This is a genomic window from Litorihabitans aurantiacus (assembly GCF_030161595.1).
In the GTDB taxonomy this organism is placed as follows: Bacteria; Actinomycetota; Actinomycetes; order Actinomycetales; family Beutenbergiaceae; genus Litorihabitans; species Litorihabitans aurantiacus.
Map to the genome: position 1 here is coordinate 168,845 of NZ_BSUM01000001.1, position 16,685 is coordinate 185,529.

The following is a 16,685-nucleotide window of genomic DNA, read 5'->3' on the forward strand; positions in this document are numbered from 1 at the left end:
GGACCGGGCCGAAAGTTTCTAGGACTCACCGTACCGGATACCTGGCCGTCGGTGGGGTGCGGACGCGACCCGCTGCGGCGTGCGTGCCCCGGATATCCTGCGACCGACCCGTCGATCGACCCCGAGGACGTCGCCCCGTGCGCCTGCACCTGCCTGAGAAGTACGAACCGCTGCTGGGCACGGCGGACCACCTCGACGTCGTCGGCGCGGTGGCGCCCTGGCTGCTCCCGGACGGCTGGCTCGCGGAGACGCACTCCGCGATCGAGCGACTCGCGCGTGACGAGGCGACCGGGTCGCCCGTGACCGGGGGCGCGACGTACGTCGCCGGCACGTCGCGCGCCGTGCCGACCGTGTGGGAGGCCGCCGCGTGGCTCGCGGGGCCGACGCCGATCTTCGCCGGACCGCACTCGCGACTGCCGTGGGAGCTCGTCGAGCGGCACCTGCAGCCGGGGAAGATGCTGGACCCGCAGAGTGCCTGGCGCTACGCCGGCGCCGGGACGGAATGGCCGACCAACATGCTCTCGTGGGCCGCGACGAAGGGGTGGGACCGGCTCCACGCGCTCGAGACCACGCGCGCGATCCTCGACCTGTTCACCGGCGTCCCCCAGCTGGAGCAGCGGCGCGCGGCGCTCGCGGGGGTGTTCGCGGCGATCCTCGACGGCGACGACGCCGAGCTCGGTGCGCTGCACGAGCAGGGCTCCATGGACGAGATCCGCCGCTACTGGCGCAACGACCTCTCGGACGAGGTCTACTCGGTGCTGCCCGAGCTGGCGGGGCCGCTCGACGTCGTGGCCTGGGCCTACCCGGCGTTCGAGACGCTGACGTCGCTGCTGGAGGGGGTGACGGGGCGGAAGGCTCCCACGACCGGCTTCCTCGCGGACGCGTGCCTCGGCCGCAGCGTCGGCGTTCCGCCGATGCTGGCCGCCGCCATCGGTGCGGAGGCGGCGGCCGAGGTGCAGCAGCGCTGGAACGCGGGCCGGCCGGGCTTCCAGGCCGAGCTGTCCAACACGGCGACCCGGGCGTTCCTCGCTCGCGGCATGCAGGCGGGCGAGCTCGAGCTGGTCCGCCTCTACATGGCGATGGGGAGCGTGCTGGCCTCCTACGTGCCGTCGCTGCCGGGCGTGCCGACGACGACCTCGCCCGTCATCAACCCGCTGCACCACGCCGAGGACCTCGAGGAGCTCTTCACGGTGCGTCGCGGGGTCAACCCGCTGCTGGCGCAGCTCGCCACGCACGTGGTCCAGGCGCCCACGGCCGACGACGGCGGTGCGCGCGACGAGCACGGACGCCCGCTCGGGCTGCGCGACGGGGAGGGCGGCGACGTCGTCGCCCTCGAGGTCGAGGAGGTCGAGATCGGTGAGCCGCTCGAGGACCTGCGAGAGCTCATCGGGCTCGGGCCGATCAAGGAGCAGGTGGTGCGGCTTCAGGCGGAGGCGAAGGCCGAGATCCTGCGCGTGCGCGCCGGGATGCCGCCCAGCGAACGCTCGCGGCACCTGCTGTTCCTCGGCAACCCCGGGACGGCGAAGACGACGGTCGCGCGCATCCTCGCGCGGATCTACGCGCAGCAGGGCCTGCTCTCGCGCGGCCACCTGGTCGAGGTCAGCCGCGGTGACCTCATCGGGGAGTTCATCGGACAGACCGCGCCGAAGGTGCGCGCCGTCGTCGAGAAGGCCCTGGGTGGGGTGCTGTTCATCGACGAGGCGTACGCGCTCGTGCCGCGCGACTCCTTCCGCGACTTCGGGCACGAGGCCGTGGCGACGCTCGTGAAGCTGATGGAGGACATGCGTGAGGACCTCGTCGTGGTGGCGGCCGGCTACCCCGAGGAGATGGCGCGGTTCGTCGACGCCAACCCGGGTCTCGCCTCGCGCTTCCCGACCACCCTCGACTTCGCCGACTACGCCGACGACGACCTGTGGGCGATCTTCCGGCTCGTCGCGACGCATGCGGGCTACACGCTCGCGTGGGGGGTGGAGCTCGCGGTGCGCTCGCTGATCCCGCGCGTGCGGCCGCGCAACTTCGGCAACGGGCGGTTCATGCGGAACGTCTTCGAGGAGGCGACGGCGCTCCAGGCCGTGCGCATCGTGGCGATGACCGACCCGAGCACGAGCGACATCCGCACGCTGCTGCCGCAGGACGTGCCCGCGCGGGGTGTGGTGGCCGAGGTCAGTGCGCCGGGGATGTACCTGTAGGTCGGAGATCCTCTCGGGGAGGGTCCGTAAACCTCTCGGGGAGGGTCAGGAAAGCTCTCGCGAAGGAGGGGGCGGGGGTCAGGCGGTCTCGTAGAGGCGCTGGTGCGCCTGCATCCCGGCGAACCGGAACGGGGCCGTCGTCTCGCGCGCCGTGCGGTACTCGCGCCCGTCCTCGGGCAGCGTCGTCTTGTGCAGCACCTCGTAGGCGGTGTGGTCCAGCGGCGTGCGGCGCTCGATCATCGCCGCGTGCTCGGCGCCCCGCAGGCGCTCGCGGTAGCCGGGCTGCACGACGCCCCCGAAGAACTCCGCGACCGAACCCGAGCCGTAGCTCGCGAGACCGATGCGCGCACCCGTGAGGTCGCCGTCGTGGTGCTCGAGGAGCGAGGCGAGGGCCACGTAGACCGACGCCGTGTAGGAGTTCCCGATGAGGCGGTTGTAGCGCATCGTCTCGTCGAGGTCAGCGGCCACCTCCGCGGGCGTGGGGTTGCCGCCGGCGAGCACCGCCAGGTGCCGGTGCGCCTTGGTCGCCATCTTCGTGAACGGCTGGTGGTAGCAGATCGCGGCGAAGTCCTCGAAGGCCGCACCGCCCTGCGCGCGGTAGTCCTCCCACGCGCCGCCGATCGCGTTGAGGTAGGCCTTGATCGAGCCCTTGCCGTCCACGAGGGCGGTCGAGCGGTAGTTCGGGCGCCAGAAGTCCATGACGTCGTCGGTGAACACGCCCGCGGCGTTCTCGACCTCGAGGATCGCGGGGTCGGCCTGCACGAGCATCGCGGCGGCCGCGGCACCCTGCGTCGACTCGCCCGAGGAGCCGAGGTCGTAGCGCGCGACGTCGCTCGCCACGACCAGGACCTTCTGCGACGGGTCGCGGGCGATCAGCCCGACCGCGAACTGCAGCGCCGCCGTCGCCGAGTAGCACGCCTGCTTGAGCTCGACCACGCGCACGGTGGCGGGCAGGCCGACGAGCTTGTGCACGTAGACGCCGGCCGACTTGCTCTGGTCGATGCCGCTCTCCGTGGCGAACAGGAGGGTGCGGATCCCGTCGGTGCCGTTGCGCTCGAGGATGCGGGCCGTCGCGTCGGCCGCCATCGTCACGATGTCCTCGTCGCCCGCGAGCACGCTCATGACGTCCTGGCCGATGCCCACGCTGAACTTCGCGGGGTCGATCCCGTAGTGGTCGGCGAGGTCCGTCAGGGACAGGCTGTGCTGCGAGGTCGCCAGGGCGAGGTCGTGGATGCCGATCGCGACCGGCTTGCCCGACTCGTGTCGAACCATCTGGCGGAACTCCTTCGCATCGGCACCTGCGGCGTCCCCGGGGATCTCCCGGGGCCGGGTGCCTGAGGGTGGGCGCCCGCGAGCGCCCGCCTTCGATTATGGACCTGGGGACCCTCAGATCACGACACCGGGTCCTGCGCGGGCGGAGCCTGCACCCGATCTCCACGACCGGCGCCGCGCTCGAGCACGACGTGCGAGCGCATGAGCTCGCCCTGGTTGGTCTGCGCCGCAAGCAGGGAGAGCTCGCCGCACAGCACCGTGGCGGCCGCGAGCACCGCGAGGCGCCGCCCGTTCTCGCCAGGCTCGCGCTCCTCCCGGCAGCCGAGGAGCCGCAGGGCCTCGTCGACCTCCGGCAGGCCCTTGCCGTTGCCGACCGAGCCGACGATCACGTTGGGGAGCGTGCAGGAGAAGTAGAGGTCGCCGTCGCGGTCCTCGGCGCGCGTGACACCCTGCGAGCCCTCGACGATGTTCGCGGCGTCCTGGCCGGTGGCCAGGTAGAAGCCGAGCAGCATGTTGGCGTAGTGCGCGTTGGCCGAGCGCAGCGACCCGGCGAGGATCGAACCGATGAGGTTCTTGCGCACGTTGAGCTTCTCGACGGCGGCCGCGCTCGTGCGCAGGCGCCGCTCGACGACCTCGCGGGGCAGCAGGATCTCGGTGACGACGTTCTTGCCGCGGCCCAGGATGCCGTTGACGGCGGAGGCCTTCTTGTCGATGCAGTAGTTGCCCGACGGCGAGACGTACCGCACGCCCGGGATCGTCGCGAGGATGTGGTCCATCAGGCGCTCACCCGCGAGCGTCACCATGTTGTGGCCCGAGGCGTCGCCGGTGGTGAGCTCCAGGCGCAGGAACAGCAGGTCGCCGACGATCTGCACGTGCATGTCGATCAGCCGCGCGAAGCGGCTGCTCGTGGCGACGACGGCCTGCAGCTTCTCGCGCGAGTCCTCCAGCCGGCGCCAGGCCGCGAGGGCGGTCGCCGCGTCGTCGGCCTCCAGCAGGATCGAGCGCGTCATGCGCTCGTCGACCACGACGGCGCGGATCCCCTCCTCGACCATCGTCGAGACGCGTGCGCCGCGCCCCACCGACGGCCACAGCGGGGTCTCGTAGGTCGCGAGCGGGACGCTGATCTCCTGCGTGCCGCCGAGCGCCGGGCTGCTGATCCGCAGCGGGCCGACCCACTTCAGGGGGACGGGGGTGCTGGAGGTGCCGGTCGGGCGGGCGGGAGCGGAGGAGGCCACCGCACGACGCTACCCCGTGGCGGGTCGCGCTCCCCCGCGACCACCTCGAACCGGAAGTACCTGATACTCTGAGTTTCATGAGTCGTGTCGTCGAGGATGTGGCCACCCGGACCGACGTCGCCGAGGGCGACGCCCGGCCCGACGGCCGCTCGCGCCGCTGGGACACCCACCGCGCCGCCCGGCTCGACGAGCTCACCCGCGCCGCCCGCCGCGCCATCCACCACGGCGGCCCCGACCTCTCGATGGACGAGATCGCGACGGCGATCGGCACCTCCAAGTCGATCGTCTACCGCTACTTCAGCGATCGCAGCGGGCTGCAGACCGCCGTCGGCGAGGCCGTCCTTCGCGACATGGGATCGGCGCTCGCGGACGCGACGCACCGCGCGCACGGGCCGCACGCCGTCATCCGCGCGATGGTCGGCGTCTACCTCGAGATGATCTCGACCTCGCCGTCGGTCTACGCGTTCGTCACGCGCGGCGGCGACTCCGCCCCGAGCAGCGGGCCGCTGCGCACGCTCGCCGACGACGCCGCGGCGCTGCTCGTCCCGGTCCTGGCCGACGTCGTCGCCGACCAGGGTGGCGACCCGGCGCGGGCCCGCATGTGGTCGGCCGGGGTCATCGGGTTCGTGCGAGGTTCCGCCGAGGTCTGGCTCGCGGACCGCGAGGGCGCGGGGTCGGCCGCCGGCGCCCACGACGTCGACGCAGCCGAGCTGCACGAGCTGGCCGACACCCTCGCCGACTGGATCTGCGTCGGCACCCCCGCCGTCACCTCACCACACCCCACCCGCTGATCAGCACGAGAAGTCGAAGGAGCCCGCATGTCCGCCGAGAAGACCGAGCGCCAGCTCGCCGTCGCCACGATCGCCGATCTCCTGGACGGCCGCTGGGCGCAGCGCCGCCGCCACACGCGCGACCTGTGCACCGACCTCGACCTCGTCAGCCTGCCCGGTCAGCCCTACCCCGAGCACCGCGCCCGGGTGCTCACCTCGCTGCAGAAGCTCGCCGACCTCGGCGAGGTCCAGCGCGCGTTCCCGGCCGCGCTCGGCGGCGCCGACGACCCTGGCGGCAACATCGCCGGGTTCGAGGAGCTGATCGTGGCCGACCCCTCGCTGCAGATCAAGGCGGGCGTGCAGTGGGGCCTGTTCGGTGCGGCGGTCCTGCACCTCGGCACGGAGCACAACCACACCGAGTTCCTGCCCGACATCATGAGCCTGGCCGTCCCGGGCGCCTTCGCGATGACGGAGACGGGCCACGGCAGCGACGTCGCCTCCATCGCCACCACCGCGACCTACGACCCGGACGCGCAGGAGTTCGTCATCCACACGCCCTACCGGGCGGCGTGGAAGGACTACCTCGGCAACGCCGCTCTGCACGGCACGGCCGCCGTCGTCTTCGCGCAGCTGATCACGCGCGGCGTGAACCACGGCGTGCACGCCTTCTACGTGCCGATCCGGGACGCGTCCGCCGAGCGCGACGACTCCGGCGCCCACCCGATGCTGCCGGGCGTCACGAGCCAGGACGACGGTCACAAGGGCGGGCTCAACGGCATCGACAACGGCCGGCTCGCGTTCGACCACGTGCGCGTCCCGCGCACGAACATGCTGGACCGCTACGGAAGCGTCGCGGTCGACGGCGAGTACAGCTCCCCGATCGCCTCACCCGGTCGGCGGTTCTTCACCATGCTCTCGACCCTCGTCCAGGGGCGGGTCTCGCTCGACGGCGCGAGCACCGGCGTCGCGAAGATGGCGCTCGCGATCGCGTGGCGCTACGCCGAGGAGCGGCGCCAGTTCACCGGTGCCGACCCCGAGGTCGAGACCGTGCTGGCGGACTACGGCACGCACCGCCGTCGCCTCCTGCCGCTGCTCGCGCGGACCTACGCGGCGCAGTTCCTGCACAACGACCTGCTCGAGCGGTTCCACGGCATCTTCTCGGGCGAGCACGACACCGACGAGGACCGCCAGGACCTCGAGACGCTGGCGGCCGCGGCGAAGCCCCTGTCGACCTGGCTCGCGCTGGAGACGCTGCAGACCGCGCGCGAGGCGTGCGGCGGGCAGGGGTTCCTCTCGGAGAACCGGCTCGTGGGGCTGCGCGCCGACTGGGACGTCTACGCGACGTTCGAGGGAGACAACACGGTGCTGCTGCAGCTCGTCGGCAAGCGCCTGCTGACGGACTACGGGCGCTCGACGGCGAAGATGGACGTCGCCGGGCAGGCCCGGTGGGTCGCCGAGCGAGCCGGCGACATGGCGCTGCACCGCACGCCGCTGCGCCGCGCGTCGCAGTCGATCCGCGACTGGGGTTCGCGCGCCCGCTCCGCCGAGGAGCTGCGCGACCCGGCCGTGCAGCGCGAGCTGCTCGAGGACCGCGTGGAGACGATGGTCGAGGAGATCGCGCTGCGGATGCGACCCTCGCTCAAGGGCACGGCGGCGGAGCGGGCCGCGGCGTTCGACGCCGACCAGGCGGAGCTCGTCGAGGCGGCCCGGGCGCACGGCGAGCTGCTGCGGTGGGAGTCCTTCACCGCCGCGCTCGCCGAGGTCCGCGACCCCGACACCGCCAAGGTCCTGCGGTGGCTGCGCGACTTGTTCGCTCTCACGACCATCGAGAAGAACCTCGCGTGGTACCTCGTGAACGGTCGGCTGTCGGCCCAGCGCGCGCGGACGGTCACGTCCTACGTCGAGCGGCTGCTGCTGCGGCTGCGCCCGCACGCGCTCGAGCTCGTGGAGGCGTTCGGGTACGGACCGGAGCACCTGCGCGCCGAGATCGCGACGGGCGTCGAGGCAGAGCGTCAGGCCGAGGCGATGGCGTACGTGCGGCGTCAGCGCGCCACGGGCGAGGCGCCGATCAGCGAGAAGCACCTGCCGGCGGTGACCGACGGGTCCACGGGGCCGAAGGTCGCGCAGCCGGTCTGACGCACCGCCACGGGGGCTGCCCACCTGGTGAGGAAGAAGCAACGGTCGCGAGGAAGATCCGCTGAGGATCGTCCTCGCGACCGTTGCTTCTTCCTCGTGGATCGGCCGGGGACGGCGGGGTGGGGGCGCGGGGAACGGCGAGGGCGCTCGCTCCCGTGCCTGAGTTAGGGTTGCCTCACCTAGACGAGGAGAGTGGCGTGGGACGCGGAGTGGTGACGCAGCTGGAGGTCGTGGCGCGGGAGTGGGTGACGCCGCACCTGGTGCGCCTGGAGTTCGGCGGTGTCGACGGCGCCTCGCTGGCGTCCTTCCCGATGAACGAGTTCGCCGACGCGTACGTGAAGCTCGAGCTGCCGCCGCGCGGCGTCGAGCTCGGCTTCCCCTACGACGTCGAGCAGATCCGCGAGACGCGCCCCGCGCACGAGTGGCCCGTGCTGCGGACCTACACGATCCGCTGGTTCGACGCCGCGCGCGACCGGCTCGCGATGGACTTCGTCGTGCACGGCGACGACGGCGTCGCCGGCCCCTGGGCGCGCGACGTCGAGCCCTACGGTCCCGGTGCGAAGGTCCAGGTCCGCGGTCCCGGCGGCGCGTACTCGCCCGACCTCGAGGCGGACCACCACCTTCTCGTGGGCGACGCGAGCGCGCTGCCCGCGATCGCCGCCGCCGTGGAGCGGCTGCCGCTCGGGGCGAGCGCCGACGTCGTGATCGGCGTCGAGAACTCCGGCGACGAGATCGCGCTGCCCAGCGAGGCCGACGTGTCCCTCCGGTGGATCCACGCGGCGTGCAACGACACCGACCCGGGCGAGGCGATCGTGGCCGCGACGACGGCGCTGGAGCTGCCCGACGGCGACGTCCACGCGTTCGTGCACGGCGAGGCCGGCTGGGTGAAGGCGCTGCGCAGCCACCTGCGCTTCGAGCGACAGATCCCGCGCGAGCGGCTGTCGATCTCCGGCTACTGGCGGCTCGGCGCGAACGACGAGCAGTGGCGCGAGGGCAAGCGCGCCTGGAACGAGGCCGTCGAGGCCGAGGAGCAGGCCCGCGCCAGCTGAGACCGTCGCCGAGATGCGACATCGGCACCGAGATGCGACCTCCGGGGTCGTGCCTCGGTGCCGATGTCGCATCTCGACGGTGTGGGTCAGAGGCCGCGGGCGACCTCCGCGGCAGCGCGGAGCCACGCGCGCTGCGTCGCGCCCTTGAGGGCGTCGAACCGCAGCACGCCACCGACCATAGCCGGGTCGTAGGGGATCACGACGGCGGAGCGCACCATCGTGCGGAAGCCGCTCGCGATGGTCTGGGCCTTCGCGCTCGCGTCTGTCCGCGCCTCCGAGACGATCGCGACGGCGCCGCTCGCCAGCCGCGCCGAGTGCTCGTCGCGCGCGGCGAGCTCCTCCAGCAGCAGCGCGGCGGCCTCGGCGTGCTCGTCCTCGGCGCGCAGCGGCACGACGAGCTGGTGCGCGTGGTCGATCATCCGCAGCCAGTGCTCGGCCGCCTCGTCGTTGCCCGAGTCGATGAGCAGCATCCGGAAGTACTTCGAGGCGACGTCGTGCACCGCGTCGAAGTCGTCACCGCTGATGCGCTGGTGCGCGGAGAGCAGGTGGGGCGCCGAGCGCAGCACGTCGTACTTGTCGCGCGTCTGGTGGTGCACGTACGAGGCGACCTCCGCAGCGCGGGCGCTGGGGGCGAGCAGGTCATCGGTGCGGGGCAGCAGGTCCCGGACGGTCGACTCGTGCGACCCCTGCTCGGTGCGCCACCCGAGGGTCCCGCGCGTCTCGTTGTTGTCCCACGCGAGCACGCCGCCACCGCCCTGACGTGCGAAGACGGCCGCGAGCATAGCCGTGCTCGGGGTCTTGCCCGCGCCCCCTTTCCGTTGACGACGGCGATCGTGCGGGTGCCCGGCCAGTGCTGCGCGACGGCGGACTCGTCCGACCGCTGGTTGCGCTCGGCCTGGGAGGGGGCGACCTTGATGCCGATGCGCTGCAGCGCGCCGCGCAGGCCCTGCGTCGCCGGGGCCTCGTGGTCGCCGGCCTGGAGGAAGGAGGAGCGCGCCTCGCGCCGGGTCGCGGGGGACGGCTGGGCCTCGGACTGGCCGTAGGCCCCGGTCGGGGCGTTCTGGTCGGGTCCGCCGTGCTGCTGCGGCTGGCCGAACGGCTGGGTCGGCGGCTGCGGCTGCGGCTGCGGGTGCTGGGGCTGGCCGAACGCCGAGGGCGGCTGCTGGCCCCACTGCTGTGCGGGGGCCGACGCCGGGTCCGTAGCCGGAGCCGGAGCGTTCGGGGCGGGTTCGGCGTTCGGCTGGACGACGGGCTGCGCCTGCACCGAAGGCGCCGGAGCCTGCACCGGGGGCACGGGCGCCGGCGTCGGTGCCGCCCAGGGCGCGGCGCTCGTGGTCCGCGGCATCTCCCACGTGGTGGGCCCGGCTGTGCCGGTTGCGTCCTCCGGCGCCGTCCCGGTGGGCTCGTCAGGTGCGTCGACGGGGGCGACCGCCCCGACGTCGGACCGGCCCTCGGTGGCGGGCTCGGCGACGACCGCGGCGTCGTCCGCCGCATCGTCCCCGACCGCGTCGTGCTGCTCCGCCGGCGAAGCAGCCGCTTCGTCGTGACCGATCTGCTCAAGCTCGACCGGCGGGAGGTCCGACGACGTCGCCCCGGCGGCGGGCGGGGCCGGCGCCGAGAACGGTGCGCGGTCGACCAGTCCGCCCGCGGGCTCCGGCGGCGCTGCGGGCGCTGCGGGCGCCGGCGTCGCGGGCGGGGCGAACGCCAACCCCGACGGCAGGCCGGAGGACGCCGGCAGCGTCACGTCCTCGATGTCCTGACCGTTCGCGGCGGCGGCCTCGCGCGCCGCCGCGTAGTCGCGACGGCGCACGCGGGTCGGGGGAGCGACGCGGGTCTCGTCGATCGGTCGGTCGTCCCAGTTCTCGACGGCTCCGCCACCAGCCGCCGGAGCGGCGAACGGGTCCTCGTGGCTCCCGGCCGCGGCGGGAGGTGCGGCGGGTGCGGAGGGCGACGCCCCGCCGTCGGGCGCGGAGGTCTGGTCCACCGACAGGTAGGAGACCGTGCCGTCCGGGTGGACCATGAGCTGCACGCGCACCTCGGGGTCGGTGACCTCGACCGTGACCGGACCGGTGGCCGCAGCGCGCCGCGCCAGGTAGGTCGTGATCGCCGCGCGGGCCTCGAGGAGGTCGGTGCCGGCCGGTGCGACCGGGACGGCGATGCCGTCCGCGACGATCTCGGAGGAGCCGTCGGGAGCGATCGTGCCGGTGACGCTCGGGTTGGCGTGAGTCATGTCCACTGTTCTGCCATCTCTGCCGCGACGCGGCAACTACCGGGGTCTCGCGCGAGCTGGTGCTCGTGCGGAGCCTACGAGGAACGCGCCTACTCGCGGGTGAACACCTGCGTGAGGGCGTCGGCGACGCCGACGGGCGCGATGGTCAGCTCGTCGCCGTCGCAGGTCAGCACGGACTCCTGGCCCTCGAGCCCGGTCGCGACGTCCTCGAACTGCTGCGGCTGCGCCTGCCCACCCTGCGTGGTGTTGACGATCCCACCCGAGGCGTCCACGAGGTCCCCGTAGACCATGCGGTCGCCGTCGATGCTGTACTCCGCCTCGTAGCTCCCGTCCGCCACCGAGGACCCCTCCAGGTCCGGGCCCGTCGCCCCGGCGGGGGCGGGGATCGAGAACGTGGAGGTGAAGTCCATCGTCACGACCATCGTGTCGGGCCCGAAGGTCACGAGCGAGTCGCCCTCGGCGGTGAACTCGGCGTCCTCCGGCGCGTCCGCGGCGAGGCCGTCCGTGATCGAGGCGGTGTCCATGGCCCAGTCGCCGAGCACGCACTCGGCCAGGTCCTGCGCGTCAGCCGTCGAGGACGACGGCGAGGAGGACGTCGGTGACGAGGACGAGGACGAGGACGAGGAGGACGAGGGCGTGGCGTCGGACGACGGCGTCGCGTCGTCTCCCCTCCGGGCGGCGAGCACGCGGTGATCGTGAGCGCTCCACCGAGCGTGAGGGCGGAGAGGGTCGTGAGGCGTCGTGCGGCTCGGGTGGTGATGATGGCTCCCGTCGTCGTGTCCGGCGTCGTTCCGTTCGTCCCACCCACCCTGCCCGATCGAGGGGGCGCAGCGGGGGACGGGTCCGGGGGCAGGACGGGTGCCGCCGGACGGGCACGTGGCGTCGTCGTCGCCCGACTATCCTGTGACCGGCCACTCCACTGACGTGACAGGACCTCATGAGCACCCCCGACACCGTCGCGCACGCCGCCGAGACCCCCGAGCTGGAGCTCCCCTTCCGCTCGCTCGGCCTGAAGGACAACGAGTACGCGGACATCGTCGGCATCCTCGGGCGGCGCCCGACGGCCGCCGAGCTGGCGATGTACTCGGTGATGTGGTCGGAGCACTGCTCCTACAAGTCGAGCAAGAAGCACCTGCGCCAGTTCGGTGAGAAGACGACCGAGTCGATGCGCGAGCACCTGCTGGTCGGCATCGGTGAGAACGCGGGCGTCGTCGACATCGGTGGCGGCTGGGCCGTGACGTTCAAGGTCGAGTCGCACAACCACCCCAGCTACGTCGAGCCCTACCAGGGCGCGGCGACCGGCGTCGGCGGCATCGTGCGCGACATCATCTCGATGGGCGCGCGCCCCGTGGCCGTGATGGACCAGCTGCGCTTCGGCGCGATCGACCACCCCGACACGGCGCGCGTGGTGCACGGCGTGGTCGGCGGCGTCGGCGGCTACGGCAACTCGCTCGGCCTGCCGAACATCGGCGGCGAGACCGAGTTCGACCCCTGCTACCAGGGCAACCCGCTCGTCAACGCGCTGTGCGTCGGCGTGCTGCGGCACGAGGACATCCACCTGGCCAACGCCTCCGGCGTCGGCAACAAGGTCGTCCTGTTCGGCGCCCGCACGGGCGGCGACGGCATCGGCGGCGCCTCGATCCTCGCGTCCGAGACGTTCGAGGGAGGCGTCCCCACCAAGCGGCCCAGCGTCCAGGTCGGCGACCCCTTCATGGAGAAGGTGCTCATCGAGTGCTGCCTCGAGCTGTTCCACGGCGGCCTCGTCGAGGGCATCCAGGACCTCGGCGCCGCGGGCATCTCGTGCGCGACGTCGGAGCTCGCCTCCAACGGTGACGGCGGAATGCACGTCGAGCTCGACTCCGTGCTGCTGCGCGACCCCTCGCTGACCGCGGGCGAGATCCTGATGTCGGAGTCCCAGGAGCGCATGATGGCGGTCGTGACGCCGGAGAAGCTCGAGGCGTTCCTCGCCGTCACGGCGAAGTGGGACGTGGAGACCGCCGTCATCGGCGAGGTCAACGACTCCGGCCGCCTCACGATCGACCACCACGGGCACCGCATCGTCGACGTCGACCCCCGCACCGTCGCGCACGAGGGTCCGGTCTACGACCGCCCGTACGCCCGCCCGGCCTGGCAGGACGCGCTCAACGCCGACTCGGTCGCCGCGGCCGGCCTCGCGCTGCCGAGCACGCCCGAGCAGGTGCGCGAGCAGCTGCTCGCGCTGGTCGCGAGCCCGAACCTCGCCTCGGCGTCGTGGATCACGGACCAGTACGACCGCTACGTGCAGGGCAACACCGCGCTGGCGATGCCCGACGACGCCGGCGTGGTCCGCGTCGACGAGGCGAGCGGGCTCGGCGTCGCGATCGCGACCGACGCCAACGGCCGGTTCGCGAAGCTCGACCCGCGGCTCGGGGCGCAGCACGCGCTCGCCGAGGCCTACCGCAACGTGGCGACGACGGGCGCGCGGCCCCTCGCCGTCACCGACTGCCTCAACTTCGGCAGCCCCGAGGACCCCGACTCGATGTGGCAGCTCGTCGAGGCCATCACCGGCCTCGCGGACGCGTGCCAGACGCTCGGCGTGCCCGTGACCGGCGGCAACGTCTCCCTCTACAACGGCACCGGCGAGCCGGGGCGGATCGACTCCTCGATCAACCCCACGCCCGTCGTCGGGGTGCTCGGCGTTCTCGACGATGTCGCGCACGCCACGCCGTCGGGCTGGCGCGGGGCCGGCGAGACGATCGTGCTGCTCGGGACCACGCGCGCCGAGCTCGACGGGTCCGTGTGGTCCGACGTCGTGCACGGTCACCTCGGTGGTCTGCCGCCGCGGCTGGACCTCGCGGCCGAGAAGGCGCTCGCGGCCGTGCTCGTCAACGCCTCGCGCGACGACCTCGTGCTGGCCGCGCACGACCTCTCGAAGGGTGGCCTCGGCCAGGCGCTCGTGGACGCGACGCTGCGGTTCGGCGTCGGCGCCCGCATCGACCTCGAGGGGCTGCGCACGCGCGACGGCGTCGACCTCGCCACGGCCCTGTTCTCGGAGTCGACGGCGCGCGCGGTGGTCGCCGTGCCGCGCGGCAGCGAGGTGGCGCTGGCCGACCTCTGCTCGGCACGGGGAGTGCCGCTGGTGGTGCTGGGCGAGACGACCGAGGACGGTGCGCTCGAGATCGACGGGATCGAGCTCGGCGTCGAGGAGCTGCGCGCAGCCAGCACGGGGACGCTGGCGCGCCACTTCGGCTGAGGGTCAGTCCTCGATCGGCGTGATCTCGACGGTGGGGGGCTCGTTGCCGAGGCGGACGGTGGCCCCGAGCTGGACGACGGCCGGGGGCGGACCTGTGACGCCCGGCGAGGTGATCGAGCCGAGGAGCTGGAGGACGACGACAGGGGCGCTGCCGTCGGTGAACACGCTCGACCCGATCTGGGTCCAGGTGGTGTCGTAGCGGGGCAGGTCCGCCCAGGCGGTCCCGGCGGCGACGGGGTCGGGACAGGGCGGGTCGGCCGGCTCGCCCGCGATGCAGGCGTCGACGAAGGACGTCGCGTCGGCGAGCGCTGCGCCGACCGCCGCTTCGCCCGGGATCACGTCGAGGGACGCGATGACCGACCAGGTCTGCGGGTCCACGCTGCTGCCCGCCGGGGCGACGCGCCGCTCGACGTCCTGGGCGAGCAGGTACTCGCCGCCGTCGAACGCGACCGTGTGGACGCCCGGGTAGACCATCGTCGCGGCGTCGCCGTCCTCCGGCGCGGTTCCTGTCACGGGCACGCTGTCGACGGTGACCTCTACCAGTCCCTTGTTCGGCACCCGCACCACGAGCGGGACGGCGAGGGAGTCCAGGACGCGCCACGACGGCAGCCCGGGGGAGGAGTCGGGGCGGCGCTCGACGCGCAGGACGCTCGACGTCGGACGGCCGTCCGTCTCGGACCGCACCGTGACCTCCACGGTCTCCCCGACGGGCGGGATCGTCTCGTCCTCGCGCGTCACCTCGACCAGGGTGAAGTCGCCGTTCGCCGAGGCCTCGTCGGACACGAGCTCGGGGACGACCTCGCGCGGCGCCGACGACACCGCCGGGCCCTCCCAGCTCCCCAGCACGGGCACGATCGCCGACGCGGCCTCGTACTCGCCGTCGGCCACGAGCTGCGCGTACCGCTCGACGCTCGCCTCGGGTGTACGGCGTTCGCGCTCCTGAGCGAGGAGGACACCGGCGGTCACGACGGCGAGCACGGCCACGGCAGTGAGCGTCGTCAGCACGGGGCGTCGCCTGCGGTGAGGTCGGGGCTCGACGGAATCTGCAGCGTCGCCGGCCCCGGTGTCGCTGTCGTCCCACGCGTCGTCGCCGGCGGTCGCATCCTCGTCCCCGTGGTCGAGGGGACCGCCCCGCCACCGGTGCATCCCGGCGGCTGCGACGTCGTCGTCGACCGCCGAGGGATCGCTGAACTCGTCGTCCGGTCGTCGCCCCATCGCCGTGCCCCCTCCTTCGATGTCCGTCAACCGTAGGGCGTCCGCGTCGTGACCACGGGGTCGAGCGAGTCGTCGAGCGGCACCAGGACGGTCAGCCAGAACGACTCGTCCCGCGCGCCCTGCTCCGTCCGCACGACGACCGTGACCTGCAGGGAGGCCTGCACGACGGGCGCCGTGCCCTCGCCGTCGGGCTCGAGCGCGAGGGCGAGCGCGATGCCGGTGAACCCCGAGGTGAAGCCGATCGGTTCTGGTTCGCCCGGGGCTTGGAGATAGGGCGCGGGGCACGACGGCGAGGGTGGCACCGTCCGGTCGGCGCAGGCCGCGAGGAACGCGTTCGCCGCCTCGGTGGCTGCGTCCTGGGCCGTCTGCGTCGGGGTCACCTGGAGGTCGACGCGCACGACGGCGTCGCGCTCGCTCGTCCGCCCGGAGCCCACCCGCAGGTCCGCCGGCGACGCGGAGAGGTGGGACCCGCCGTCGAACGCCACCTCGTAGAGCCCGGGGTAGAGCATCGTGGCGAGCTGGGGCGCGCCGACGCCCGGGCTGCCGCTCGTGAGGACCGGGACGCCGTCGATCGACGCCGTGCCCAGGTCGGTGTCGAAGATGTCGACGACGGCGGGGCGCGCGAGCGAGTCCAGCACACGGTAGGAGGGGAGGCCGGGGAAGGAGTCGGGACGGCGCTCCACGCGCAGCACCGCCGTGCTCGGGACGTCCGACACCAGGTAGGAGACCTCGACCTCGACCACACCTCCCACAGGTGGTGTCCCGGCGCGTTCGAGGGATACCACCTCGACGTCCGCGATGCCGCCGCCCGCGGCGTAGACCGCGTCGGTGAGGAGCGCGGGGTCCAGCACCTGTGCGGGCGCGTCGACGGTGACGGTGATCGGGGTGCTCCCGGTGGTCGGGCCGGTGGGGGTGGGGGTGTCGTCGGCGTCGGCGTCGGCGAGCGGGGTGCCCGGCACCGGGACCAGAGCGGTCGCGGCCTCGACCTCACCCCGCTCGACGAGGCCGACGTACTCGGCCACCGCAGCCTCGGGCGTGCGCCGCTCCCGCTCCTGCGTCCAGAGCAGGCCGCCGGTCGCGGCCGCCAGGACGACCAGGGCGCCCGCCGTCGCGATCACACGGGTGCGGCGCCGGGAGCGGGTGCGGGGCCCGCGCCGGGTGGGGCCGGGGGCGTCGCCCTCGCCCGCTGGGTCGGGCGCGTCGTCGCCGAGGACCGCGAACCCCGCGCGCTCGACCGCCACGGTCCGGCCGCCGGGCCCGTGGCGCGGCGGCAAGGGGTTCCCGACGGCGTGGTCCGCCGCATCATCATCGGGGGTGGGCGCGCCGAACTCGTCCGGCGGAACGTGACCCATGCGGC

At 73.5% G+C, this 16,685-nt stretch carries 12 protein-coding genes; 5 read left to right on the plus strand and 7 right to left on the minus strand.

The annotated features are described in order from the left end of the window. Positions 1-137 precede the first annotated feature (137 nt). Complete coding sequence (locus QQK22_RS00830; RefSeq protein WP_284248666.1) at positions 138-2,189, plus strand: AAA family ATPase; 2,052 nt, start codon at positions 138-140, stop codon at positions 2,187-2,189. 78 nt (positions 2,190-2,267) lie between these two features. On the opposite strand, the gene QQK22_RS00835 is transcribed toward QQK22_RS00830, so the two are convergent. Then, a complete protein-coding gene (locus tag QQK22_RS00835) occupies positions 2,268-3,461 on the minus strand; it encodes a hydroxymethylglutaryl-CoA synthase (RefSeq protein ID WP_284248669.1) in 1,194 nt (397 codons plus the stop codon). A gap of 119 nt (positions 3,462-3,580) precedes the next feature. Next, the gene (locus QQK22_RS00840) at positions 3,581-4,696 is read right to left on the minus strand and encodes a hydroxymethylglutaryl-CoA reductase (protein WP_284248671.1); all 1,116 of its coding nucleotides are present in this window, start codon (positions 4,694-4,696) and stop codon (positions 3,581-3,583) included. A gap of 77 nt (positions 4,697-4,773) precedes the next feature. On the opposite strand from QQK22_RS00840, the gene QQK22_RS00845 reads away from it, so the two are divergent. The 3 genes from QQK22_RS00845 (at position 4,774) to QQK22_RS00855 (ending at position 8,651) form a co-directional block, all read left to right on the plus strand. Continuing rightward, a complete protein-coding gene (locus tag QQK22_RS00845; RefSeq protein WP_284248673.1) occupies positions 4,774-5,487 on the plus strand; it encodes a TetR/AcrR family transcriptional regulator in 714 nt (237 codons plus the stop codon). Between the two features lie 27 nt (positions 5,488-5,514). Next, a complete protein-coding gene (locus tag QQK22_RS00850; protein ID WP_284248675.1) occupies positions 5,515-7,602 on the plus strand; it encodes an acyl-CoA dehydrogenase family protein in 2,088 nt (695 codons plus the stop codon). Positions 7,603-7,799: 197 nt separating this feature from the next. Then, positions 7,800-8,651, plus strand: a complete 852-nt coding sequence (locus QQK22_RS00855; protein WP_284248677.1) for a siderophore-interacting protein — start codon at positions 7,800-7,802, stop codon at positions 8,649-8,651. Between the two features lie 86 nt (positions 8,652-8,737). Here QQK22_RS00855 and QQK22_RS00860 read toward each other — a convergent pair whose 3' ends face one another. From QQK22_RS00860 to QQK22_RS00870, 3 genes are all read right to left on the minus strand, one after another. After that, a complete protein-coding gene (locus QQK22_RS00860) occupies positions 8,738-9,121 on the minus strand; it encodes a hypothetical protein (protein WP_284248679.1) in 384 nt (127 codons plus the stop codon). Further along, a complete protein-coding gene (locus QQK22_RS00865; protein WP_284248681.1) occupies positions 9,067-10,881 on the minus strand; it encodes a hypothetical protein in 1,815 nt (604 codons plus the stop codon). Before QQK22_RS00865 ends, QQK22_RS00860 begins: the two co-directional genes overlap by 55 nt. Positions 10,882-10,970: 89 nt before the next feature. Continuing rightward, positions 10,971-11,567, minus strand: a complete 597-nt coding sequence (locus tag QQK22_RS00870) for a hypothetical protein (protein ID WP_284248683.1) — start codon at positions 11,565-11,567, stop codon at positions 10,971-10,973. Between the two features lie 251 nt (positions 11,568-11,818). On the opposite strand from QQK22_RS00870, the gene purL reads away from it, so the two are divergent. Beyond that, positions 11,819-14,113 (plus strand): phosphoribosylformylglycinamidine synthase subunit PurL, encoded by a 2,295-nt coding sequence (gene purL / locus QQK22_RS00875; RefSeq protein WP_284248685.1) that lies wholly within the window; start codon positions 11,819-11,821, stop codon positions 14,111-14,113. A 3-nt stretch (positions 14,114-14,116) separates the two neighbouring features. On the opposite strand, the gene QQK22_RS00880 is transcribed toward purL, so the two are convergent. Together QQK22_RS00880 and QQK22_RS00885 are read right to left on the minus strand one after the other, a co-directional pair. Continuing rightward, on the minus strand, positions 14,117-15,328 hold the full coding sequence (locus QQK22_RS00880; RefSeq protein WP_284248687.1) for a hypothetical protein: 1,212 nt from the start codon (positions 15,326-15,328) through the stop codon (positions 14,117-14,119). 26 nt (positions 15,329-15,354) lie between these two features. Beyond that, the gene (locus QQK22_RS00885) at positions 15,355-16,680 is read right to left on the minus strand and encodes a hypothetical protein (RefSeq protein ID WP_284248690.1); all 1,326 of its coding nucleotides are present in this window, start codon (positions 16,678-16,680) and stop codon (positions 15,355-15,357) included. Between the last annotated feature and the right edge of the window lie 5 nt (positions 16,681-16,685).

Excerpts from the sequence above, each read along its gene's own strand:
- QQK22_RS00860 (WP_284248679.1), bottom strand. The coding sequence starts at position 9,121 with ATGCTGCTCATCGACTCGGGCAACGACGAGGCGGCCGAGCACTGGCTG.
- QQK22_RS00845 (WP_284248673.1), top strand. The coding sequence starts at position 4,774 with ATGAGTCGTGTCGTCGAGGATGTGGCCACCCGGACCGACGTCGCCGAG.
- QQK22_RS00865 (WP_284248681.1), bottom strand. The coding sequence starts at position 10,881 with ATGACTCACGCCAACCCGAGCGTCACCGGCACGATCGCTCCCGACGGC.
- QQK22_RS00835 (WP_284248669.1), bottom strand. The coding sequence starts at position 3,461 with ATGGTTCGACACGAGTCGGGCAAGCCGGTCGCGATCGGCATCCACGAC.
- QQK22_RS00880 (WP_284248687.1), bottom strand. The coding sequence starts at position 15,328 with ATGGGGCGACGACCGGACGACGAGTTCAGCGATCCCTCGGCGGTCGAC.
- purL (WP_284248685.1), top strand. The coding sequence starts at position 11,819 with ATGAGCACCCCCGACACCGTCGCGCACGCCGCCGAGACCCCCGAGCTG.
- QQK22_RS00885 (WP_284248690.1), bottom strand. The coding sequence starts at position 16,680 with ATGGGTCACGTTCCGCCGGACGAGTTCGGCGCGCCCACCCCCGATGAT.
- QQK22_RS00850 (WP_284248675.1), top strand. The coding sequence starts at position 5,515 with ATGTCCGCCGAGAAGACCGAGCGCCAGCTCGCCGTCGCCACGATCGCC.